This window comes from Photorhabdus asymbiotica (assembly GCF_003634575.1).
Lineage (GTDB): Bacteria > Pseudomonadota > Gammaproteobacteria > Enterobacterales > Enterobacteriaceae > Photorhabdus > Photorhabdus asymbiotica.
The window spans coordinates 697,052-718,756 of the sequence record NZ_RBLJ01000003.1; the positions used below are offsets into that span (position 1 = coordinate 697,052).

A 21,705-nucleotide genomic window follows, 5' to 3' on the forward strand; every position below is an offset into this window, starting at 1 on the left:
CTGAAAATATCTTAATCAACCAGAAAAAAGTTAATGCCGTTATTAACTTTTTTCTACCCGATTTTCTTCGTTAAGTGACCTGTAAAATACGATCCTTTTATTTAATGATATTTGAGGGGTGTTTATGACTATTAAAAATAGTAGGAAACCGCAAAAAGCCTCCGCAACAACGACTACACAGCAAATTAATCGCACTATTCATTATGCCTTATCAGGCATAATCGCACTTAGTGCAGGTCTGCCCAATTATCTGGCCGCACAGGAAAATGAGGTGCAAAAAACTGTAGAAAAGCCGGAAAAATCAGAAAAAGTGCTCGCATTTCCTGCACTTTCAGTTGTTGGTGACTTAAACAATAGCGTCAGTGCAGGAAGCTCAGTATTGAAAAAATCGGATATTGAACGCACTCAAGCGGACAATATAGCCGAGCTGCTCAATCAACTTCCCGGCGTTTCCATGTCAGGCTCGCCTCGTCCAGGAGGTCAAACCTTGAATATTTGGGGAATGGGCGACACAGAAGACGTAAAAGTCACCCTGGATGATGCACCAAAAGGTTTCGAAAAATATCGCCAGGGATCTATCTTCATTGAACCTGAATTAATCAAACGAGTAAATGTCGATAAAGGCCCACATAATCTACTTGATGGTAATGGCGGATTTGGCGGAACAGTTAAAGTTGTCACCAAAGATGCCAGTGATTTACTACGCCCGGGGGAAGATTTTGGTGGATTGCTGAAATACAGTTATCACACCAATGACCGACAAAATATTTATAGCAGTGCCGTTTATGGCCGGACAATAGAAGGCTTTGCTGATGGCCTGTTATATATGAGCAAACGAGATGGCGGCAATATTAAACGACCGGATGGTACCCGCTTTGCTTTTTCCAAAAGTGATCAAGCATCCTACTTACTAAAAACTAACTTTTATTTAAACGATACTCACACATTAACGCTTTCCGCTATGCGCTCTGAATCTAATGGCTGGCAACCGTGGGCCGCAAAACGTGATGAAATAGCTGTTCCGTCAGAAGCCGACGTTGAAAAATATGGTTGGAATGAAGCCTGGCGCCAGAAATTGGTTTATCGCGATCAAACAGACCAAAATTACACAGCTAAATGGAATATTGCACCGGAGGACAATCCATTACTTAACCTGACAGCAACCTATGCCTATTCGAAAACAGAACAGCATGATAAACGCTCTAAAAAAGCCCATAACGGTTTTATTGGTTCATTGGGAAATGAAAGTTGGATCGACTATGTAGATAACTTAGTAGACATAAATAACAAAAGTGATTTTATAACCGGACCAATAGAGCACACATTATTAGCTGGGGTTCGTTGGCATAAAAATCAGCGTAATACCCTAATTCATGATAAAAGTAAAGACAAAAGACCTGAATATAATTATGGCTATTTTCAGCCAACCTATATGCCTTCAGGCGAGCAAAAAACGAATAGTTTCTATTTGCAGGATACGATGGTTATCGGCAGTGTTACTGTGACACCCGGTGTTCGCTATGACCATATCACCAATATTGGCAAACCCAATATCGCGGCAATCTACAATGATAACTCACCAAATGTAGGCCATGATTACAGCAATGTCACCTATACTGGCTGGTCTCCTCATTTTAGTATCATGTGGAAAGCAACCCAAAACCTGTCGCTATTTTCGGATATCAGCCGGACATGGCGCGCTCCGTTGGTAGATGAACAGTATGAAATGCAATATGCAAAGGCAAGTATCACTGCCACCAGCCGTAACCTGGATGTAGAGAGAATAACGGGCTTACGCTTCGGTGCGATTCTGAATTTCAATAGTCTGCTGGCAGACAGAGATAGTTTGCAAATCCGTACAACTTTATTCCGTAATAGAGGCAAGGATGAAATATTTGTCCGTCGTGGAATAGTGTGTAAATCACCGGACTGCGGAAAACCTTTATCCAACTACCGCAATTTACCGGGATACACCATTCAAGGGCTGGAAATTGAGACTTTCTACGACAGCAATTACCTGTTCGGAAAACTTTCTTATTCAACTATCCGTGGTCAGAGAGATGCTTCACCTCGCGATCCTTGGGGTAATAAAACCTGGATTGCGGAAATTCCACCAACCTCTGCCCGTGCCATGTTAGGCATAAAAATCCTTCAATGGCAGATGGCAATGGGCTGGACCGGAGATTTTGTCCGTAAACAAGACAGATCGCCTAAAGATGGAGATCCAATGGCAACCCTCTGGTCAATACCCAAAAGCCAAGGTTATACACTGCATGGCTTATTCGCCAGTTGGCAACCTGATTTCTGGCAAGGGCTTGAAGCACGTGTAACAATAAATAACCTGTTTAATCGCGATTATAAACCATACCTCGGCGAATCTGTCTCCGGAATTGGGCGTAACATTAAATTCAGTGTCTCCCAGAAGTTCTGATATCCCACCTGAGAGTCCCTTCTATAACATGAAGGGACTCATTCATGACAATAACTTGACAGCCAACGATTATATTAAAATAATAATCATTATCATTTGTTAGAGTTGTTAAAAATCATAATGCCGACGCAGAAAGCCATATTTGGGTCTAATAGTTTTGCTAACCAACTTTATTCTGAGCATTATGACTGGTTATATAACTGGTTACGCCATAAAGTCTCCTGCCCCTGCCATGCTGAAGATCTTACTCAGGACACTTTCCTGAATGTTCTGTCTAACTCAAACTTATCAGATATCCGTCAACCGCGACCTTTTCTGGCAACTGTAGCCCGCTGCCTCATTGCCAATTACTACCGTCGGAGAAAAATTGAAGAGAACTATTTGGAATACATAAATTCCATACCAGAAACTGCCATTCCTTCTACAGAAAGCAAACTCGCTGCATTTGAACAGCTTGAAAAACTAGAAATCACGCTTGATAAATTGCCTAACCGGGTAAAAGAAGCTTTTCTGTTGGCACAACTACAAGGTCTGCGTTACAACGAAATAGCGGATCAGCTTGATATTTCCTCCAGTTCAGTGAAACAGTACTTACAACAAGCACATAACAAATGTAAAAAAATTCAAATTCTTACTTAAAATTTAAAAAACCGTGTTACATTCAAAATTGATTTCATTATGAAATCATTTGAAACGTTAATTATTTTAATTTAACTGGATATTATGGAGAAAACTATGCGACACGGAATTACCGCGACAATCCTACTTTGCTGCTCTGTCAGCGCTTTCGCAACAACACCACAAATTATCGCCCATCGTGCTGGTACGGGTGATGCACCTGAAAATACCGAGTATGCAATTTCTAAGTCCTTAGAGAATAAAGCAGATGCTATCTGGATCACTATTCAGCTTTCAAAAGACGGCATTCCAGTACTTTATCGTCCATCAGATCTGAATAGCCTAACCAATAAAAGCGGGCCTATTTCTGCCTATAAAGCAAAACAATTGGCAAAATTCGATGCGGGTTACAAATTTGGCTCTGATAGTGACCATCCATTCCGTAATAAAGGATTAGGTATCCCTACTCTGGAACAAGTCTTAAAAAAATACCCAGATACTTTCTTCTATATCGATTTAAAATCACCGGATGCAGATCCAGCACAACAAGCCAAAGAGTTAGAAAAAGTACTGGCCAAACAGAAGGCTTTTACTCGTACCCGTTTCTATTCCACTGACGAAACCTACCTTAACGCATTACCAAAAGAGATTCAGCGCTTTGAAAACCGTGATAAAACCCGCACCATGCTGGCAAATATTACCATGGCCCATCAATGTGATATCCCTGCAAATACCGACACCGCTCGCTGGTACGGTTTGGAAATGCGCCGTAACGTAGAAGTTGTTGAAAAATATACGCTTGGTGAAGCGCGCTCCAAATCAGTATTAACATGGGATAACGAAGCAATGAAATGTTTCCGTGCTAAAGGTGGCGCCAACATCATTTTATTTGGCATTAAAACTGAGGAAGATTTCAAACAAGCTGAAGAGCTTGGTGCCGATGGTGTGCTGGTGGATTCTCCCAAACTGTTCAGTACTTTTAAAACAAATTGACATTCTTCTCTGTATGAACGCATCCCAGTTTGCAAGGCCCTTGTTGTTCTGACATCGACGAACAGTTGTAGCTCTGTTATCCACGGGCCCGGCTCTTTTACCCGCAAAGATGCCGCCGCCCGTGCTCCGTGGATAAACAGTGTTCGCAGGTAGGTGTCGCCACGTTTACTTATCCCCAGCAGCTTCACTGTACCGCCAGAACCTGTTTGTTTAGGAACCAGCCCTGTATAGGCTGCGAACTCCCGCCCTGACTTAAAGGCTGAAATTTCTCCCATCGCGGCAACGGCGGCCGTGGCGTTCAACGGCACCACCCCAAGGATTTCCAATAACCTCTGACAGGTTTCATCTAAAGATATGCAATAAATTTATAAGTCATACTGGTAATTTTATAATCACAGGGGTACCACGTACTCCAAGATAAACCCTAATTCTTTCTATCCTGCATAGTATTCAGTCACATGCTCTCCGTATCTACGGAGATAAACCATGAATGAAGTGGTAATTCGATTTATTTCAACCGCTGTTCCCGGTGCTTACAGGGATGAGAACAGAATTAGGTTAAGGTTAATATCGGGAGATGCATAGAAAATTATCTATACGTAATAGATTTCGAGTTGCAGCGCGGCGGCAAATGAGCGAATCCCCAGGAGCATAGATAACTATGTGACTGGGGTGAGTGAAAGCAGCCAACAAAGCAGCAACTTGAAAGATGAAGGGTATATAAGCCCAAATTAGATAAAACTAAGATGCCTAAAATTATTATTCCCGCCGGCTAAGCTCCCTCAGAGATTGAATATCCTGAGAGTCGAATGAATATCAGCGGTAATGCTATTGATGACTAGAAAATAACTTGACAAGAGTTATCTGCCAACTCTATTTAAATACATTAAGGATAAAAAATGAACAATGGATTATCGCCCTGTTATGTCACAGGGTGAATCCTAATGTTTTCTATCCTAATAATCCTAATTATCTGTTCTTCGTATCTACGGAGATGAACCGAGAATAACAGCGGGGTCATTCGATTGACTGTCATCATTATTTACCTGTGTTGACGGGAATGAGAACCGCTTGTGTTTTTGGGTGTAATCGTAATTCAAAGAAAGAGGCGTGATATTGATGAGTAAATTAGGTCCATTGGATTGTATAGACTGTGCGAATATTCTGAAACACTGGATAGAGTTCCAGCTAGTGGATGAGCAAGGCGAGCCGATCGTGAATATGCCTTACCGGTTGAGAAGTCGGGGAAATCCGCGAGATGAACGTCGGGGGGTAACAGATGGTTTTGGTATGATCCGGGAAGAAACTTTCCCACCGCATCCAGTAACGCTGTATATCGGTGCTCAGGAACTGGCGAATGAGATGGAGAGACATCCGTTACGGGAAAAACGCGGTGAAGAGGCATCGGTGGTGAAACCAAAAGCCGAAGCGGAAGGTCACCAATACCGTTATGTGACGATAGGGCAAATTAGTGATGGTTTGCCGGTGCTTGATGACTGGAATGATCCTAAAAAAATTCCACCTCCCTATCATTTCCCGGACCCAGAGCCAAAAGGTTATGAAGTCCGTCCGCTAAATCGACGGTATGTACTGGAAGTGTGTCCCTTCCGGGCCTGGGTTTTACTGTTACATCATCAGAAAGAGTATTCCATTGTGAATGCCTATAACCAGTGTTTGATGAGCGTATTGGCTTATGCGGGCGGGGATATCAACGTAGAAGGCTCAGTGCCTCACTTTTTTAACCGGCAGATGGTGGATGTTTCGAAACTGCCCAATAAGGTAGAGACATTGTCGGCAACCCCAATTGTTTATGATGTACCGTTTAGTGAACGTTATACCCGGGTGGAGTTTATTAATTCAAAAGCCGGAGATAATAAGCAGGGTAATACCCAGCTGTTTTATGCGGCCAGCCAGTGTGATGTAATCGTCAGTTGGCGGGGCACAACTAACATGACGGATGCTATTACTGATGCTACATACCAACCTTTAGGATTGGATTGTGATGAAAAAGCTCTGTGTAGCGGGTTTACTCACAGCGGTAAAGTGCATAAAGGGTTTTGGCAGGCATTCAGTCTGGTTGAACAGTTAAAGGTTCCTAGTGATACAACTCAAGAAGTATTCAATGATATCATTCGGCTGGCTAAAAGAAGAAAGTTATTTATTTGCGGCCACAGTTTAGGAGGTGCACTGGCATTGTTGCATAGTGCACAACTGAAAGAACATAATCCTTGTCTTTACAGCTATGGGATGCCGCGAACCTTAACGCGCAGTGCAGTACAGGAACTGGCTGCTATTACCCACTACCGCCATGTGAATGAAGATGATCCGGTCCCTGCCGTACCGCCAGAAAAAAGCTTGGATAACTGGCTTTATAATTGTTGGGGACCGTTAGGCTATTTGTTCACTCCCGTTGAGTTGCTGGATTTTACTGACAGCGGGGAAATTTATCTGCATCATGGAAAAATAGTCCATTTTTGCAAAATCACTCTGGTCATTGAATGGCTGGAAGAGCGAAACCCAAGTAATCATGTACGGCTCAGAACTACCTTACCCACTAAAACAAAATTATATTTAATTCCATCACTCAACCCTGAAACAGAAAATAATCTGAAAGAGGCTGGGAATATTCAGAAAAGATTTTTTCAACAAATCAGTGAGGCAGATAAGGCTAAATGGTTTCCGCTGAATGAAAACCCTACTTTAAAAGATGCACTGGGTTTTCCTGATCACAGTTCGCTGAAATATGCCCGTTACGTTGGTGCACGATTAGCAGAACTGGTTGCGCCGGAGAAATATCATTTTTTCCGCGATCAGGAACAATTATTTGAAAAAACATTGTGTGAAAGGACCGATATTGTTGCGGATATTCGACAGCGCGATACCTTGTTTTTACAGATGGATCACCAGTTGAAACAAGCGTTAATTTGCACTCAACAGGATAAACAAGGCTTATTGGCTTTAACGCGGTATGCAGAAAATGCTGTTGGGATTGAGGACAATCTACCATGATAAATACAAAAAAATACCTTCCGGTATTGTTAGTCATATTCATATCGGGCTGTGCAGATCCGAATGAACCACTTTCGCCCCCGAAGGATAATCAGTGGATAACAGTGGAAGGGGTGGCGCCGAAATATACAAAACCCTATGTGTCGGCAGAATACATCTCGAAAGATTGTCTTGAATATCAGTTGCATGCGGATATGTCGCCTTATAAGGTGCCGACTTATAATGGATTGCGTTTGAATGTGAAAGCTGATCCGCAAACCGGTTACTTTCAGGCGAAATTACCTTTCAATGGCGGGGATAGGTGCAAATGGAAAATCAACCGGGCTTTTGTGAGCGTAGGTTATACCGATGTCAGCCATCTGATGAAAGATGCTGTTCAGGATGCAGGAGCTGAGGGGACAGGTTTAACTGTGTTTATCAATGATGCGGCCCAGACATATCTTAGCGAAACCGAAGCATTTAATATCATAAATTACAGTCCTGTTATTTACCCTGTTTTGCAAGTAGTCTATGGGAGTCCAAATAGAATATTCCCACGGGGTGAATTAGGCATGCGTCCCTTTAGATTGAAGTTAACTCCAGGAGCGGAATGGAAAATTATCTATAAGCCCAAATTAGATGAAACTAAGATGCCAAAAATTATTATTCCTGCCGGTAAAGAACCTTCAAGAGTTGAATATCCTGATGGTCGGGTGGATATTAACAGAGATTCTATTGACTATTGGAAAATAAAATAGCGTTATCCAACTGGCAATTTGGCTTTAACATGCTACACCAATAACTCTATGGGGATTGAGAGCGCTAATCATGATAAATACAAAAAAATACTTCCCGGTATTGTTAGTCATATTCATATCGGGCTGTGCAGATCCGAATGAACCACTTTCGCCCCCGAAGGATAATCAGTGGATAACAGTGGAAGGAGTGGTGCCAAAACATACAGAACCGTATGTGTCTGCTGTGTATATATCAAAAGACTGTCTTAAATCTCAGTGGCATGCGGATATGTCTCTTTATAAGGTGCCGTCCTATCACGGGTTACGTTTGGATGTAAAGGCCGATCCCCAAACGGGTTACTTTCAGGCGAAGTTGCCTTTCAATGGAGGAGGTTGGTGCAAATGGAAAATTGACCGAGCCTTTGTGTCAGTGAGCTATACCGATGTCAGCCATTTGGTGAAAAATGCTGTACCGTATGTAGGAACAGGTTTAACTGCATTTATCAACGATGCAGCGCGAACAAATTATTCTGAAGCGTCTGAGACTCAAGCATTAAATATTATAGATTTCAGCCCAGTTATTTACCCTGTTTTGAAAGTGGTTGAAGGTCGTCCAAACAGAATTTTCCTACAAGGTGTGGTCGATTCATTTCCTTTCAGACTAAAATTAACGCCGGGAGCCGAATGGAAAATTACCTTTAAACCTAAACTGGATGAAACCAAAATGCCGAAAATTACCGTGACTGACGGCAAGGGCGAGTGGGTTGAATATCCCAATGGGCGAATTGATCTGAATCGGCAATCAATAGATTACTGGAAAATAACGGCACCAAAACCGCCAGCAAAATAAGCGGGGAAAGATGACCTTGACACTCATATAGATAACGCTGTAGATATTGAGGACAATCTACCATGATAAATACAAAAAAATACCTTCCGGTATTGTTAGTCATATGCATATCGAGTTGTGCAGATCCGAATGAGCCGCTTTCGCCCCCGAAGGATAATCAGTGGATAACAGTGGAAGGAGTTGCGCCGAAATATACAAAACCCTATGTGTCCGCTGTGTATACATCAAAAGACTGTCTTAAATCTCAGTGGCATGCGGATATATCGTCTTATAAGGTGCCGACCCATCACGGATTGCGTCTGGATGTGAAGGCAGATCCGCAAACGGGTTACTTTCAGGCGAGGTTACCCTTTAATGGCGGGGGCAGGTGTAAATGGAAAATTGACCCGGCTTTTGTGACAGTGAGTTATACCGATGTTAGCCACTTGGTGAAAGATGCTGTTCTATACGATGGAGGAGGAGGAGGAACAGGTTTAACTGCATTTATCAACGATGCGGTTCGAACAAGCCCTAGCGAAACAGCGGCATTGAATACCATAGATTTCAGCCCGGTTATTTACCCTGTTTTGGAATTAAAGGATTTCCAATAACCTCTGACAGGTTTCATTTAAAGATATGGAATAAATTTATAAGTCATGCTGGTAACTTTAGAATCAAAGGAGTACCATGTACTCCAATATAAAGGAGGTTTTCCAGTGAGTCATGCGATAAAGTTTATCGAAACTAGTATTTTTACCCGACAGATAAAAGAGATTGCCACTGATGATGACTTAAAGAACTGCAACGAGAGCTTATCGAGTCACCAGATAAAGGTGATCTAATCCGTGGTACTGGAGGGTTACGTAAAATCAGAATGGCTATAGGCTCACAGGGAAAAAGCGGTAGTGCCAGAGTTATCTATCTTCTAGCGACTGAAGATATCATCTATCTGGTGATGGTTTATCCGAAAAGTAAAAAAGATAGCTTAACGGATGCCGAGAAAGCAGAACTGAAAAAACTAACAAAATTACTAAAAGATGAGGTGTAATATGAGTTTTTTTGACGAGTTGAAAGCATCCCTCGAAGCAGCAGTTGAAATTAAACAAGGTAATAAAACCGCAGCACGTGTGACCCGATACGAAGTTGCCGATGTTAAAGCTATCCGTGCTCAACTTAACATTTCACAGGCAGAGATGGCGGAAGCTTTGGGCACTAGCCTTGATACAATTAAAAGCTGGGAGCAGAAGCGTCGAAATCCGACAGGACTAGCGGCAAAGGTGTTAGCTATCATCCAAGATAACCCTAATTTCTATAAGGTTCTGGCGACGCATTGATTAGCTAGTGTGCTGGTAGATTCTCCCAAACTGATGAGATTTTTAATAATCAATCCCCAATTTCTTTAAGCGTGAGATCAATGTTGTTGGGTTCATTCCCAACAATTTTGCTGCGCCGCCATCACCAAAAATTTTCCCCTTACATTGTTTAACGGCAAGAGAGAAATTTTTAATTTCCAAGTCTTTCAGTTGTTGCATGGTCAGCACATTTTCGATTTGTTGAAGTTCATTATGAATATTCTGATGTATAGTTTCATTTTGCTGTTGATCTTGTTCTAACAAATATTTAAAGGAAACAGCACCATGTTTAGCTGTAATTAGTGCGCGTTCAATGACATTTTGCAACTCACGAATATTGCCAGGCCAGTCATATTGCTGTAGTTCTAAAATATGCTTTTGTGAAAATGGTAGATAATTAATTTTACGCTTGTCACAAATCAATTTAGTAAAGTGTGTAACTAACAGCGGAATATCTTCTTTACGGTCACGTAAGGCAGGTGAATAAATCGGGAATACATTTAAACGGAAATACAGGTCTTCACGAAAGCGTTTGTGTTTAACTTCTTCTTTTAAATTGCGATTGGTGGCGGCAATAATCCGCACATTCACATGCCGCGTCTTTTCTTCGCCGACCCGCTCAAAAGTGCCTTCCTGCAATACACGCAGTAATTTACTTTGTAACTCAACAGGAATTTCGCCAATTTCATCTAAAAACAATGTGCCCTGATCTGCCAATTCAAAACGCCCGGCACGATCACGCACCGCTCCAGTAAATGCCCCTTTGACATGTCCAAAAAATTCACTTTCAAACAGTTCAGAAGGAATAGCAGCACAGTTGACCCGAATAAGCGGTTGCTGTTGACGGTGACTGGATTGATGAATGGCACGGGCAATCAGTTCCTTGCCTGTACCTGATTCACCATAAATCATCACGTTGGCATCGGTTGGAGCGACCACCTTGATTTTTTCAATAATCTGCAAAATGGATGCACTGCTACCAATAATTTCATGGTATTTATTTTCCTGTAAAATTTCTTCTTGCAGATATTCATTTTGCTGTTCCAGTCGGCTTTTTAAATCTTGTAATTCTTCAAGAGCATGGGTCAGTTGTCTTTCAGTATTCAGCCGATCGGTAATATCACGGAACACCACTACCGCGCCAATAATTTCACCGTCACAAATCACTGGGGTACTGGTAAATTCTACTGGAAAGCAACTGCCGTCACGGCGCCAAAAAATTTCCTGAATACCTTCATGTACAATACCATCATGTACCGCTGCATAAATCGGGCACTCTTCTTCAGGATAGGGTTCGCCATTTTCATGAGTATGGTGATGAATCCTATGGATATTGTCACTCAATACATCTTCTGGTTGCAGCCCCAACATTTTAGCCCCAACAGGGTTAATAAAGGTACACAAACCTTGTTTGTTGATACTATAAATACCGTCACCGACTGAACTCAGCAATAAATGCTTGCCTGTGTCAGAATCAATAAATAACTCTTGTAAGGCTTGCGATTCTTTTAATTCTCTGAGGATAACTTCATCGGCATTTTTATTGAATTGGCGTAGTTCTAACTCTTTAACATCTACTAGCGACCATATCAGCAAAGTTTTATTTTTATAGGGCAATGAAATGGAAGTAATATCCAACTGGATTTTTTCACCATTTTTATCAAAAACATACAGCTTATTGTTCCAAGCCCGACCTTTTGCCAAAGCTTCTTCAGTAAATGCCACAAGATATGGCAATTGTCTGGAATGACCAAAAATGGAAGTTACCGTCTTTTGAATAATTTCATGACGTTCATATCGTAATAATTGGGTGGCGCTAATATTCACATCAATAAACTGGTTTTGATGTGGGTCCAATACAATTAATGCCTGTGACGTGTGTTCAAACACCAACGGGCGAATCGAATCTTCAAAAACTACCCAGTCCGAGATAAAATCAGTCGTATTCATACTATGAAATTTCATAATTGAAGCTATGGAATTTCATAATACTACGAAAAATCCCAATTCCCTAATAGTTCAATTTATATCCACGGAAAATATTTTCATAAAAATTAAATGATATTTTTCAAAATGATAAGAATTAACTTCCGCTCCAAAATATAACTTGGCACAACTCTCGCAATAATATCTCGCAATAGTACAGACAGACTACATGTTGGTTCATTCCCAAATAACATTGAACTAGGAGTTGGTTATGCCAAAGATTGATATCGAACAATATAAAGACGGCGATTTTCTCGTTGATTACGAAGAAAAAGTATTTGAGGACGTCAAAGCACAGCCAGGTGAAAAGGCATTAGTGACTTTCCATACCGTTGCATTTGAAGGATCAATTGGCTTGGTCAATGTGTTACAGGCAAAGCGTCTGTTGCGCAAAGGCTTTGAAACCAAAATTTTGCTTTACGGCCCAGGCGTACAGTTGGGTGTACAACGTGGTTTTCCAACTTTAGGAGCAGAAGCTTTCCCAGGTCATTTAGCCGTCAACAATCAGTTGAAAGCTTTTATGGCAGAAGGTGGCGAAGTCTATGCCTGCCGTTTTGCGTTACAGGCATTTTATGGTCAAACCGAAAAAGCGCTTATTCCGGGAATTCGTCCAATTAATCCATTGGATGTGATGGATTTAAAGCTGCTGATGCGTCGCGACAATGCCTTAATCATTGATACCTGGACTGCCTAAGTAAACATAAACTATAAGGGGGATAAGGTTATGAAACGAATCGTTAAAGCTGCCGCAGTGCAATGTAGTCCGGTGCTTTATAGTCAGGCCGCAACGGTAAAAAAAATCTGTGACATTATTTTAGAGCTTGGAAAACAAGGGGTAAAATTTGCCGTCTTTCCTGAAACCGTCGTGCCTTATTACCCTTATTTTTCCTTTGTACAGCCACCATTTGCCATGGGCAAAGAACATTTAAAGCTGTTAGATGAATCGGTGGTTGTACCTTCCGAAGCAACCTTAGCGATTGGTCAAGCCTGTCTTAAGGCCAGTATGGTAGTGTCGATTGGCATTAATGAACGGGCGGGCAGTACGATTTATAACGCGCAACTATTATTTAATGCCGACGGTTCAATCATTCAGCATCGCCGCAAAATTACCCCAACTTATCATGAACGAATGGTGTGGGGGCAAGGTGATGGCAGTGGTTTACGTGCCATTGATTCTGTAGTGGGACGTATTGGTTCGCTGGCATGTTGGGAACATTACAACCCGTTAGCCCGTTTTGCCTTAATGGCAGATGGTGAGCAAATTCATGCTGCCATGTTTCCTGGTTCGTTGGTAGGGCAAGTCTTTGCCGATCAAATCCGCGCCACCATTCAACACCATGCTTTGGAGTCCGGTTGTTTTGTGGTCAACGCCACCGCATGGCTGCATCCCGAACAGCAACAGCAAATTATGCAGGATACTGGCTGTGATATCGGTCCAATTTCAGGCGGATGTTTTGCCGCCATTATTTCTCCCGAAGGCAAACTCCTGGCTGAACCGATCACACAAGGGGAAGGTTATTGCATTGCCGATCTGGACTTCAGCCTGATTGATAAACGCAAACGCATGATGGACTCGATTGGACATTACAGCCGCCCTGAATTGCTCAGCTTATTGATTGATCGTCGTCCAACACATGTATTACACGAACTGAAAGTTGAACCATCAGATCAAAGTCATCTCGAAAAGCTCTCAACATTTAATAAAGAACATGTCGAAACCACATTGATGTAAACCCAATCGATAGGGGGTTAAAAATGTCTGCAATACAACTACTGACCGATTTGCAATGTAATGGCCTGAAATGGGAAGGCGAGTTTGGCTTGGCCCGTAAAGGCGGCGCAGGACCAAGCGATCATAAGGCGCTAAGCCTTGACGGGCAGACCATGATGATTCCTGTGCTGAACCTTGCAGCACAAGATTCTCCCTATACCGCAAAGCCAGAACCGCACTCTGACAAGGTGATTGTCTTTAAAAACCGGATTCCCGTGGCAACCTTAACTGCACCTGCACGACCACGTTTTTACGATTTAAAAACCGCAGAAGGCATTGCCTACGAACAAATTGCGACCTTACACAGCCGTGATGTGTTGGCGACAACGGTGTTACAGCATTGTATTCGTATGAAGGATAAGGCAACAGCCTGCCAATTTTGCTCGATTGATCAGTCTTTAAAAGAGGGGCGAACCTTGCCCCGTAAACGCCCGGAACAATTGGCGGAGGTAGCAAAAGCCGCCGTTGAGCTAGATGGCGTCAAGCAAATGGTGATCACCACAGGTACACCAAACACGGGAGATCGTGGCACCAAAATTTTATATGACTCCGTTAAAGCGATTAAGGCACAAGTAGATTTGCCGATACAGGTACAGTGTGAACCACCTGATGATTTTGCATGGTTTCAACGTCTAAAAGATGCCGGAGCGGTGTCGATTGGCATGCACCTTGAGGCGGTAAGCGAACGTGTACGGCAGAAAATTATGCCAGGCAAAGCCGAAGTATCGTTGGAAAAATATTTCGCGGCATTTGAGGCAGCCGTCGCGGTGTTCGGTCGAGGACAGGTCAGTACCTACATTTTGGCCGGTTTGGGCGACACCGAGCTGGAAATCGTGGAGATGACCGCCAAACTGACGGAAATTGGGGTATATCCGTTTGTAGTACCGTTTGTGCCAATTCGAGGTACGCCATTAGAGCATCACCCTAAACCTGATCAAGCTTTTATGCAGTCGCTCTACCCGAAAATTGGGCAGCAACTCAAACAACATGGTTTGAACTCAGAAAAGACTCAAGCAGGCTGCGCCAAATGTGGCGCTTGTTCTTCGCTAAAAGCATATGAATAAGGAGAATGTGATATGAAACTTTCGCACTATCCTTGGTTACCTGAGCTAAATGAAGAGCCAAAACAATTTATTAGCGATGATATTGCTATCAAAATTGTGTCGGAAGACTGGGAGCGTCGCCAATATTATCGTTTACGTGAAATGACCTTTCGCGATGAACAAAAAATCTTAAAAGAAGATCGTGACGAATATGATGTTAAAGCATTAGGCATTGTTGCCATTGGGAAAATGTTTGGTGAGCATGACCGAGTAATTGGTGCGGTACGGATTTTTCCAGATGGCAAACAGACGTGGTATGGCGGGCGTTTATGTGTAGAACCTTTATATCGACGTCGCCACATCATTGGTAAAGCGTTAATCAATACCGCGGTATCGACCGCCAAGAACTTGGGATGCCGTACTTTTTTAGCCACCGTGCAAAGTCAAAATGAACACTATTTCCAAAGGTTGTGTTGGGATAGTTTGCGTCAGTTAACCATTGCCAACATTCCACATGTATTGATGCAAGCACAGATTGAAAACTATCCATTACCGCATGTCCCGATGCAAGCCTATATGCAAAAGAAGACACGATGATGGAACTCAATCAATTATTCGAAATGCTAAAACAGACACCTGCTATGCAGTCCAAGCAGGCGCTTGCTAACAATGTTTCAATCAATACAACTTGCCATGTGGACTCATTGGATAGCTTATATGCCTATCCCGGAGATGACACAGCGGCAGTGTTGCTAGATGGTCAATATATATTGCACGCCTGTGAAGGCATGTTACCCAGTTTTGTAGCTAATCATCCTTATTTTGCAGGATGGTCAGCAGTCATGGCGAATATTAGTGATATCGCCGCAATGGGTGGCCGGGCATTGTCAGTAGTGAATAGTTTTTGGCATACCAGTAGCGAACATGCCCAGTTATTAATGCAAGGTATGCAGGATGCTTGTCGTGCTTATGGTGTGCCATTGGTCGGCGGACATACCAATCTTGGCGTGGTTTATCAGCCCACTTTATCCGTTGCGATTCAAGGCATAGCGCGAAAACTGCTCTCAGTATTGCATGTCAAACCACAACAAAAAATTCTGATTGCTTTAAATCTGCAAGGGAAATTCCACTCCAATACCACTTATTGGAAATGCTTTGAGCGTGTGTCTGACCACATTTTACAGTCACAAATTGCCTTGTTGCCGCAATTGGCAGAGGCAAATCTGGTTCATGCCGCCCGTGATATTAGCAATGCCGGTATTTTAGGCAGTTTGTTGATGCTGCTCGAAGCTACGGCATCGGGAGCACATATTAACCTGGATGCTATTCCTAAACCTGATGATGTGGATTGGTTTAAATGGCTACAAATCTTCCCCAGTTTTGGTTTTCTACTGACTGCCGATGCAAAGGAATGTGACGAAATTATCGCGCTGTTTCACCGTCAGGGCATTGCCTGCACGGTGATTGGTGAAACCAATGTCGGTGGTGTAGTTGCCGTGCAGCAGCAACAGCAATACGGCATATTTTGGGATTTTAACCGCCAGGTGTTTACCGGTTTTTGTTATGCCGATGCTTTAAAAAAGTTACCGGTTCAATCCGTACAAAGTAATCCTAAACGTCAGCAGGAGTCTATGTTATGCCCAGTGTGAATTTTACTGTGAAATGGCCTGATGGGAAGTTGACTCAATATTACTCACCCTCAACGGTAATTTATGAATATCTGTCCATTGGTCAACGTTACCCAAGTATGCAATTTTTGCATCAAGTTGAAAATGGTCTACATGCCGCATCGGAAAGGGTACGGGCACGTTATGGCTTTTTCTGTAGTTCGGCCATGGACAATCTGGCGCTAATCAAACGCCAAGCCAGACTCTTCGGGCTAAGTCCAGAAGATCAAATTGAAGTTATTGAAATGACGAATCAATGAGAGGGATATTCCATGTTAAGTATCCAAAATCAAATGTTACAACCCAATTATGATGTGGTGATTGTTGGTGGCGGTCAGGCTGGTTTATGTATCAGTCATTATTTGCAAAAAACAGGCATTGACCATGTGATACTGGAAAAAGAATCCGAGTTAACCCATAGCTGGCGTCGTAAACGTTGGGATAATTTTACCCTAGTGACACCGAACTGGCAGTGTCTATTGCCTGAACATCCTTATCAAGGGAACGATCCTGACGGCTTTATGAAAAAACATGAAATCGTGGCATATCTTGACGAATTTATTGAAAAAATTAATCCTCCTGCCATTTTAAATATTCAGGTGGAACACGTGAAAAAAGTGGCAGCACATGGGTTTGTCATTGAAACCAATCACGGTACAACCACAGCCAAACAACTTGTCGTTGCAGCGGGTGGGTATCACACCCCAATTTATCCAAAACTAAGCGATTCCTTGCCGGAGCATGTGAAAGTGATGCATTCGGAAGAATACTTAAATGTGGATCAGCTACCTGAAGGTGCAGTGTTGGTGGTCGGATCAGGCCAGTCTGGTGCACAGATTGCCGAAGATTTACATCTGGCAGGCAAAAAAGTCTATTTATCGACAGGCAATGCACCACGTTGTGCTCGCTTCTATCGCGGTAAAGATGTGGTGAAATGGCTATTTGATATGGGTTATTACGAAACTACGGTCAAAAATCATCGTTATAGTGAAGAAGTACGCAACAGTACCAACCACTATGTTACAGGGCGAGATGGTGGACGTGATATTGACCTACGTAAATTTGCCTTAGAAGGTATGCAACTGTTCGGGCATTTTGATGATTTTAAAGAGGGTCAATTCTGGTTTAAACCCAATTTATCAGAAAACCTGGACAGTGCTGATGACACTTATAATCGCATTAATGCCTCGATTGATGAGTATTTGGAGAAAAACAATATTACCGCCGATGAACCTGCATCGGTGTACCAACCGGTTTGGCAACCTGAGCAGGAAATCACACACATTGATTTAGCAAAAGAAAATATCACTTCAGTGATTTGGTGTATTGGTTTCAGACCAGACTATTCATGGATTGATTTAGATATTTTTCAAGCTAATGGTTATCCAGAGCATGACCGTGGTATTACCCTTGATCCGGATGTCACGTTTATTGGTTTGCCGTGGTTATATACATGGGGTTCTGGACGTTTTCTGGGGATCGATCAGGATGCCGCCTATGTGGTGCAACATATTGAGCAACAAATAAGTCAGCAAAATATACATATACTACCTACTCTGATCAAAGGTGCTAAATCTGCAATCAAAGATAAAAGAATATCTCAAATGTGAAACGCCTAACTTCGCCTGACAGAAGATTTTTAAGCTCTCTTAGGTGAAGTAGAACGGACAGATCACTCTGGCCGTTCTACTCATCCTAGACCCCCCTCAAAAACCTGTCCCGCCCTGAGGATGAAAAAACCGGCACGAAGGAAAGGCATAATGGTGCGAATACATTAAAGGACAAGGCACAACGACGGGTCATTGGCATTTTTCTATTATTTAACGCTGAGAATATCGCTCATTTCAACAATTGATGGTATGACATCATTATTATAAGAATAATAGTTTCCAAAAAAATATCATAAGTATTTTATATTTATTTCCTGATATTTATCCGAGAATTAACCAATATAAAAATCATATCTAATTCATCACTAATGTATTAATATATAATAAGAAAAAAACTTTCAGTAATTATTAATTCATACTATACCCAATAGATTTCAAGTTGCAGCGCGGCGGCAAGTGAACGAATCCCCAGGAGCATAGATAACTATGTGACTGGGGTGAGTGAAAGCAGCCAACAAAGCAGCAACTTGAAGGATGAAGGGTATAAATAATACATCTCTTCAATACATAAAGTACTTTGGCCTTTAGCTAAGGATAAAAAACATGAAAGACGACGCTTTATATGATCCTATTGCACATCTTTACGAGAATTTTTCAGATACTGCTGCCCATATCAAAGTAGAAATCAGAACTATCTTCGATCTGGCAGGAGATATACACGGGAAATCAGTGTTAGATTTAGCCTGTGGATATGGTCTTTTTAGTCGAGAATACAAAAATCGTGGCGCGTCAAAAGTCATTGGAGTCGATATATCAGATAACATGATAGCCATTGCGAAAAGCAAATCACAACAATACAGTGACGATATCGAATTTCACGTAAGAAATGTCTGCAAGATGGAGTCATTTGGCAAATTTGACATAGTCAATGCAGCCTGGTTATTCTGCCATGCAGAATCTATTGAAGACCTTGAAACTATGTTCCGTGTCATTGCCGCTCATCTCAAGCCTTCCGGTAAATTAATTGCATATACCGCTGAACCTGATTGTCAATTAGACAAAGTGAATTATGAAAATTATGGTATAAAAATTCTGAGTAAAGAGCCCGTGAAAGACACAACTTTCGTGAGAGCTGAATTTCTTACCACACCACCCAGCCCTTTCACTATGTATCACTGGAGTCGTGAACAGTATCAAACAGCGATTCAAAAGGCGGGGTTCAAACAATTTAGATGGCAAAAACCAATGCTGTTAAAAAGCGATATTGAGGAATATCCCCTAGGTTTTTGGGATGATTATCAACGAAATTGCCTTGATACAGCGCTTGTTTGTCAGTTTTAACAAGGTAATCCCCTAGATCCTCTGTCTCTCCTACACAAATCCCCCGATGAAAATCGAGGGATTTTTTTGAATTTCCCTCATCCCGCTAGACAACTTTTCCAGACCTCCAACCTGACCATTTAAAAGAGTGAATATAAAGAGATTAAAACTTTCATATAAACAGGCTAATTTAATTCAAAAAATGAAATTTTCAAACAAATAGTAAATTATGTTTAATATAAATTCATTAAAAAAGAATTGAAAATAAATTAGCAAGAAAAAAACACAATATAAATAGATTCATATTAAAGTATTTTCTCGCCATTATTTTACGAAGCAAACCATGATGATTATACTTAATAAAAAGCAACCCTTTCTTTCCGAAAAAAGGATAAATAAGTAGATGAATAGCTTTAATACCGGGGTTCCTTTCTAAAACACAGAGGCTTTTATTTACCTGTTCGAGTTAATCGTTTTGTTTGTCGGAAAAGGTTGAGGGTTGGGAAAACAAAATTTAAAGCATTTTATTTTATCATTTTCATACTTATATACCTAATAGATTTCGAGTTGCAGCGCGGCGGCAAGTGAATGCATCCCCAGGAGCATAGATAACTATGTGACTGGGGTGCGTGAACGCAGCCAACAAAGCAGCAACTTGAAAGATGAAGGGTATAAATTCATTTTCGTCTCGTCAGGTTAAATCAGATTTAAGTGTGGGGCTTTGCTCTGTTACTCAGTTTTAAGCATGATAAAAGATTAAGCCTGTAAAGGGTTTGAGTTATTATATAACCGATGTGGTTTTTTTTTACACAATGATGTTATACTCAAATTGGAAACTCAATCCGTTAAATACCGATGTGATAATTTTTGATTTTAAGAATATTAAAGGAAGTTTCGCGATGACATATATACCCTATGGATTTCAAGATGCATCGCGACGGCAAGGGCGTGAATCCCCGGGAGCATAAATAACTCTGTGACCGGGGTGAGCGAGTGCAGCCAACAAAGAGGCAACTTGAAAGATGACGGGTATATACCCAATGGATTTCAAGATGCATCGCGACGGCAAGGGAGTGAATCCCCGGGAGCATAGATAACTATGTGACCGGGGTAAGCGAGTGCAGCCAACAAAGAGGCAACTTGAAAGATGACGGGTATATACCCTATGGATTTCAAGATGCATCGCGACGGCCAGGGAGCGAATCCCCGGGAGCATAGATAACTATGTGACCGGGGTAAGCGAGTGCAGCCAACAAAGAGGCAACTTGAAAGATGACGGGTATACAAAGATACAGACCCTCTTGGGAAGGCTATATGGGGGATTTTCTAACAGGTCATGTTGGGATTAATCACTTAAAACCCCAATATCAGTTCTTTAATGCTACTGGTCTTGAAAAACAGTTAAATGAGAATACAACGTATATTGCACTACTATCCTTATACCCAATAGATTTCGAGTTGCAGCGCGGCGGCAAGTGAATGCATCCCAGGAGCATAGATAACTATGTGACTGGGGTGCGTGAACGCAGCCAACAAAGCAGCAACTTGAAGGATGAAGGGTATAGAGGAAGCGAAAAATGTTTTAGAGGATATTAACTCTCCAAAACCCAAAAGCCCATTTATGAAGAAAGTGTTTTCGGTTGCCGATCCCATATCACCCTATGCAGGTAATATGCATGACGCTTTTGACTTTATAAATGTGGTAGGAGAATTTAAAAGAGTGGGGATTAAAGCCACAGAGTATGTTGGTAAACATGGGCAAAAATATATTAAAATTTCAGGTCATGCGGGACTTAGAAAAATCATCACCGCTTCAAGATACAGCGCTTCTAACATGAAGATGATATCTATGGGGATAGGACAGCAAGGAATAAATAGTGGCATAGTTAAGGGAGTTAAATTCAATATCTTATTCTCCGCAGCTTATCGAACGGTTGAATATATCTTTAAGGATGAATATACCCAATAGATTTCGAGTTGCAGCGCGGCGGCAAGTGAATGAATCCCCAGGAGCATAGATAACTATGTGACTGGGGTGAGTGAACGCAGCCAACAAAGCAGCAACTTGAAGGATGAAGGGTATATACACTGGCTGATTTCTTAGGCAATATTGCAGTAGATCTGGCTAAGGCGGCAGTAGGGGCTTTTGCTTCCTGGGTTACAGGTGCTTTTTTTTCAACTTTCTTTGTAGCAGGTGCCAGCGTAATTGCTGTAGCTGGGGCAATGCTCTTTGTAGGTGTTTTAACGACGTATGTACTTGATACTGTGGATAAAAAATTTAAAATTAGTGAAACTGTGATTAATTTGATCAAAACAGAAATAGAGAGAAAACCAAGAACACCAGAAGCTAATTTCAATCA

19 protein-coding genes and 3 pseudogenes are annotated in these 21,705 nt (G+C 41.8%); 19 read left to right on the forward strand and 3 right to left on the reverse strand.

What is annotated here, in order from left to right:
• The first annotated feature begins 124 nt into the window (after nucleotides 1–124).
• The 3 genes from BDD30_RS15335 to BDD30_RS15345 all read left to right on the forward strand — a co-directional run bounded on the left by BDD30_RS15335 (nucleotide 125) and on the right by BDD30_RS15345 (nucleotide 4,042).
• A complete protein-coding gene (locus BDD30_RS15335; protein ID WP_231849144.1) occupies nucleotides 125–2,431 on the forward strand; it encodes a TonB-dependent hemoglobin/transferrin/lactoferrin family receptor in 2,307 nt (768 codons plus the stop codon).
• 120 nt (nucleotides 2,432–2,551) lie between these two features.
• Nucleotides 2,552–3,070, forward strand: a complete 519-nt coding sequence (locus tag BDD30_RS15340; protein ID WP_041382280.1) for a sigma-70 family RNA polymerase sigma factor — start codon at nucleotides 2,552–2,554, stop codon at nucleotides 3,068–3,070.
• 96 nt (nucleotides 3,071–3,166) lie between these two features.
• On the forward strand, nucleotides 3,167–4,042 hold the full coding sequence (locus BDD30_RS15345; protein ID WP_041382282.1) for a glycerophosphodiester phosphodiesterase family protein: 876 nt from the start codon (nucleotides 3,167–3,169) through the stop codon (nucleotides 4,040–4,042).
• Between the two features lie 65 nt (nucleotides 4,043–4,107).
• Here BDD30_RS15345 and BDD30_RS15350 read toward each other — a convergent pair.
• Nucleotides 4,108–4,389, reverse strand: a pseudogene (locus tag BDD30_RS15350) (transposase); the annotation flags it as partial.
• A 772-nt stretch (nucleotides 4,390–5,161) separates the two neighbouring features.
• Here BDD30_RS15350 and BDD30_RS15355 point away from each other — a divergent pair.
• The 6 genes and pseudogenes from BDD30_RS15355 (at nucleotide 5,162) to nadS (ending at nucleotide 9,930) form a co-directional block, all read left to right on the forward strand.
• Nucleotides 5,162–7,051, forward strand: coding sequence for a lipase family protein (locus BDD30_RS15355; protein WP_015835346.1), 1,890 nt, complete (start codon nucleotides 5,162–5,164; stop codon nucleotides 7,049–7,051).
• Nucleotides 7,048–7,788, forward strand: a complete 741-nt coding sequence (locus BDD30_RS15360; protein ID WP_015835347.1) for a hypothetical protein — start codon at nucleotides 7,048–7,050, stop codon at nucleotides 7,786–7,788. Before BDD30_RS15355 ends, BDD30_RS15360 begins: the two co-directional genes overlap by 4 nt.
• Nucleotides 7,789–7,858: 70 nt before the next feature.
• Nucleotides 7,859–8,617 carry a hypothetical protein gene (locus tag BDD30_RS15365; protein ID WP_041382285.1) on the forward strand — a complete coding sequence of 253 codons (759 nt, stop codon included), beginning with the start codon at nucleotides 7,859–7,861 and terminating at the stop codon, nucleotides 8,615–8,617.
• Between the two features lie 62 nt (nucleotides 8,618–8,679).
• A pseudogene (locus BDD30_RS15370) lies at nucleotides 8,680–9,192 on the forward strand (hypothetical protein); the annotation flags it as partial.
• 120 nt (nucleotides 9,193–9,312) lie between these two features.
• Nucleotides 9,313–9,644: pseudogene (locus BDD30_RS15375) on the forward strand (type II toxin-antitoxin system RelE/ParE family toxin).
• Nucleotide 9,645: 1 nt separating this feature from the next.
• Complete coding sequence (gene nadS / locus BDD30_RS15380) at nucleotides 9,646–9,930, forward strand: NadS family protein (RefSeq protein WP_041382287.1); 285 nt, start codon at nucleotides 9,646–9,648, stop codon at nucleotides 9,928–9,930.
• 42 nt (nucleotides 9,931–9,972) lie between these two features.
• Here the strand turns inward: nadS and BDD30_RS15385 are convergent, their stop codons facing one another.
• Nucleotides 9,973–11,898 (reverse strand): sigma 54-interacting transcriptional regulator, encoded by a 1,926-nt coding sequence (locus tag BDD30_RS15385; RefSeq protein WP_015835353.1) that lies wholly within the window; start codon nucleotides 11,896–11,898, stop codon nucleotides 9,973–9,975.
• A 247-nt stretch (nucleotides 11,899–12,145) separates the two neighbouring features.
• Here BDD30_RS15385 and BDD30_RS15390 point away from each other — a divergent pair, with 247 nt between their 5' ends.
• The 10 genes from BDD30_RS15390 (at nucleotide 12,146) to BDD30_RS15445 (ending at nucleotide 21,314) form a co-directional block, all read left to right on the forward strand.
• A complete protein-coding gene (locus BDD30_RS15390) occupies nucleotides 12,146–12,628 on the forward strand; it encodes an MSMEG_0572/Sll0783 family nitrogen starvation response protein (protein WP_036770581.1) in 483 nt (160 codons plus the stop codon).
• A 30-nt stretch (nucleotides 12,629–12,658) separates the two neighbouring features.
• Nucleotides 12,659–13,666, forward strand: coding sequence for a Nit6803 family nitrilase (locus BDD30_RS15395; RefSeq protein ID WP_015835355.1), 1,008 nt, complete (start codon nucleotides 12,659–12,661; stop codon nucleotides 13,664–13,666).
• A 23-nt stretch (nucleotides 13,667–13,689) separates the two neighbouring features.
• Nucleotides 13,690–14,769: an MSMEG_0568 family radical SAM protein gene (locus tag BDD30_RS15400; protein ID WP_015835356.1), complete on the forward strand. Its 1,080-nt coding sequence runs from the start codon at nucleotides 13,690–13,692 to the stop codon at nucleotides 14,767–14,769.
• 12 nt (nucleotides 14,770–14,781) lie between these two features.
• Complete coding sequence (locus BDD30_RS15405) at nucleotides 14,782–15,345, forward strand: MSMEG_0567/Sll0786 family nitrogen starvation N-acetyltransferase (protein WP_015835357.1); 564 nt, start codon at nucleotides 14,782–14,784, stop codon at nucleotides 15,343–15,345.
• The gene (locus BDD30_RS15410) at nucleotides 15,342–16,397 is read left to right on the forward strand and encodes a sll0787 family AIR synthase-like protein (RefSeq protein ID WP_015835358.1); all 1,056 of its coding nucleotides are present in this window, start codon (nucleotides 15,342–15,344) and stop codon (nucleotides 16,395–16,397) included. Before BDD30_RS15405 ends, BDD30_RS15410 begins: the two co-directional genes overlap by 4 nt.
• On the forward strand, nucleotides 16,385–16,675 hold the full coding sequence (locus BDD30_RS15415; RefSeq protein WP_015835359.1) for an MSMEG_0570 family nitrogen starvation response protein: 291 nt from the start codon (nucleotides 16,385–16,387) through the stop codon (nucleotides 16,673–16,675). The genes BDD30_RS15410 and BDD30_RS15415 overlap by 13 nt, the downstream gene beginning before the upstream one ends.
• 12 nt (nucleotides 16,676–16,687) lie before the next feature.
• Nucleotides 16,688–18,025, forward strand: coding sequence for an MSMEG_0569 family flavin-dependent oxidoreductase (locus BDD30_RS15420; protein WP_015835360.1), 1,338 nt, complete (start codon nucleotides 16,688–16,690; stop codon nucleotides 18,023–18,025).
• Between the two features lie 603 nt (nucleotides 18,026–18,628).
• On the forward strand, nucleotides 18,629–19,366 hold the full coding sequence (locus BDD30_RS15425) for a class I SAM-dependent DNA methyltransferase (RefSeq protein ID WP_015835361.1): 738 nt from the start codon (nucleotides 18,629–18,631) through the stop codon (nucleotides 19,364–19,366).
• A 1,205-nt stretch (nucleotides 19,367–20,571) separates the two neighbouring features.
• A complete protein-coding gene (locus BDD30_RS24745) occupies nucleotides 20,572–20,694 on the forward strand; it encodes a hypothetical protein (protein WP_282958046.1) in 123 nt (40 codons plus the stop codon).
• 203 nt (nucleotides 20,695–20,897) lie between these two features.
• Complete coding sequence (locus BDD30_RS15445) at nucleotides 20,898–21,314, forward strand: hypothetical protein (protein ID WP_015835363.1); 417 nt, start codon at nucleotides 20,898–20,900, stop codon at nucleotides 21,312–21,314.
• Here BDD30_RS15445 and BDD30_RS23645 read toward each other — a convergent pair.
• The gene (locus BDD30_RS23645; RefSeq protein WP_015835364.1) at nucleotides 21,292–21,702 is read right to left on the reverse strand and encodes a hypothetical protein; all 411 of its coding nucleotides are present in this window, start codon (nucleotides 21,700–21,702) and stop codon (nucleotides 21,292–21,294) included. The genes BDD30_RS15445 and BDD30_RS23645 overlap by 23 nt on opposite strands.
• Nucleotides 21,703–21,705 lie beyond the last annotated feature (3 nt).

Coding starts and splice junctions, on each gene's coding strand:
- BDD30_RS15335 (WP_231849144.1), top strand. CDS start 125: ATGACTATTAAAAATAGTAGGAAACCGCAAAAAGCCTCCGCAACAACG.
- BDD30_RS15340 (WP_041382280.1), top strand. CDS start 2,552: ATGCCGACGCAGAAAGCCATATTTGGGTCTAATAGTTTTGCTAACCAA.
- BDD30_RS15345 (WP_041382282.1), top strand. CDS start 3,167: ATGCGACACGGAATTACCGCGACAATCCTACTTTGCTGCTCTGTCAGC.
- BDD30_RS15355 (WP_015835346.1), top strand. CDS start 5,162: ATGAGTAAATTAGGTCCATTGGATTGTATAGACTGTGCGAATATTCTG.
- BDD30_RS15360 (WP_015835347.1), top strand. CDS start 7,048: ATGATAAATACAAAAAAATACCTTCCGGTATTGTTAGTCATATTCATA.
- BDD30_RS15365 (WP_041382285.1), top strand. CDS start 7,859: ATGATAAATACAAAAAAATACTTCCCGGTATTGTTAGTCATATTCATA.
- nadS (WP_041382287.1), top strand. CDS start 9,646: ATGAGTTTTTTTGACGAGTTGAAAGCATCCCTCGAAGCAGCAGTTGAA.
- BDD30_RS15385 (WP_015835353.1), bottom strand. CDS start 11,898: ATGAATACGACTGATTTTATCTCGGACTGGGTAGTTTTTGAAGATTCG.
- BDD30_RS15390 (WP_036770581.1), top strand. CDS start 12,146: ATGCCAAAGATTGATATCGAACAATATAAAGACGGCGATTTTCTCGTT.
- BDD30_RS15395 (WP_015835355.1), top strand. CDS start 12,659: ATGAAACGAATCGTTAAAGCTGCCGCAGTGCAATGTAGTCCGGTGCTT.
- BDD30_RS15400 (WP_015835356.1), top strand. CDS start 13,690: ATGTCTGCAATACAACTACTGACCGATTTGCAATGTAATGGCCTGAAA.
- BDD30_RS15405 (WP_015835357.1), top strand. CDS start 14,782: ATGAAACTTTCGCACTATCCTTGGTTACCTGAGCTAAATGAAGAGCCA.
- BDD30_RS15410 (WP_015835358.1), top strand. CDS start 15,342: ATGATGGAACTCAATCAATTATTCGAAATGCTAAAACAGACACCTGCT.
- BDD30_RS15415 (WP_015835359.1), top strand. CDS start 16,385: ATGCCCAGTGTGAATTTTACTGTGAAATGGCCTGATGGGAAGTTGACT.
- BDD30_RS15420 (WP_015835360.1), top strand. CDS start 16,688: ATGTTAAGTATCCAAAATCAAATGTTACAACCCAATTATGATGTGGTG.
- BDD30_RS15425 (WP_015835361.1), top strand. CDS start 18,629: ATGAAAGACGACGCTTTATATGATCCTATTGCACATCTTTACGAGAAT.
- BDD30_RS15445 (WP_015835363.1), top strand. CDS start 20,898: ATGAAGGGTATAGAGGAAGCGAAAAATGTTTTAGAGGATATTAACTCT.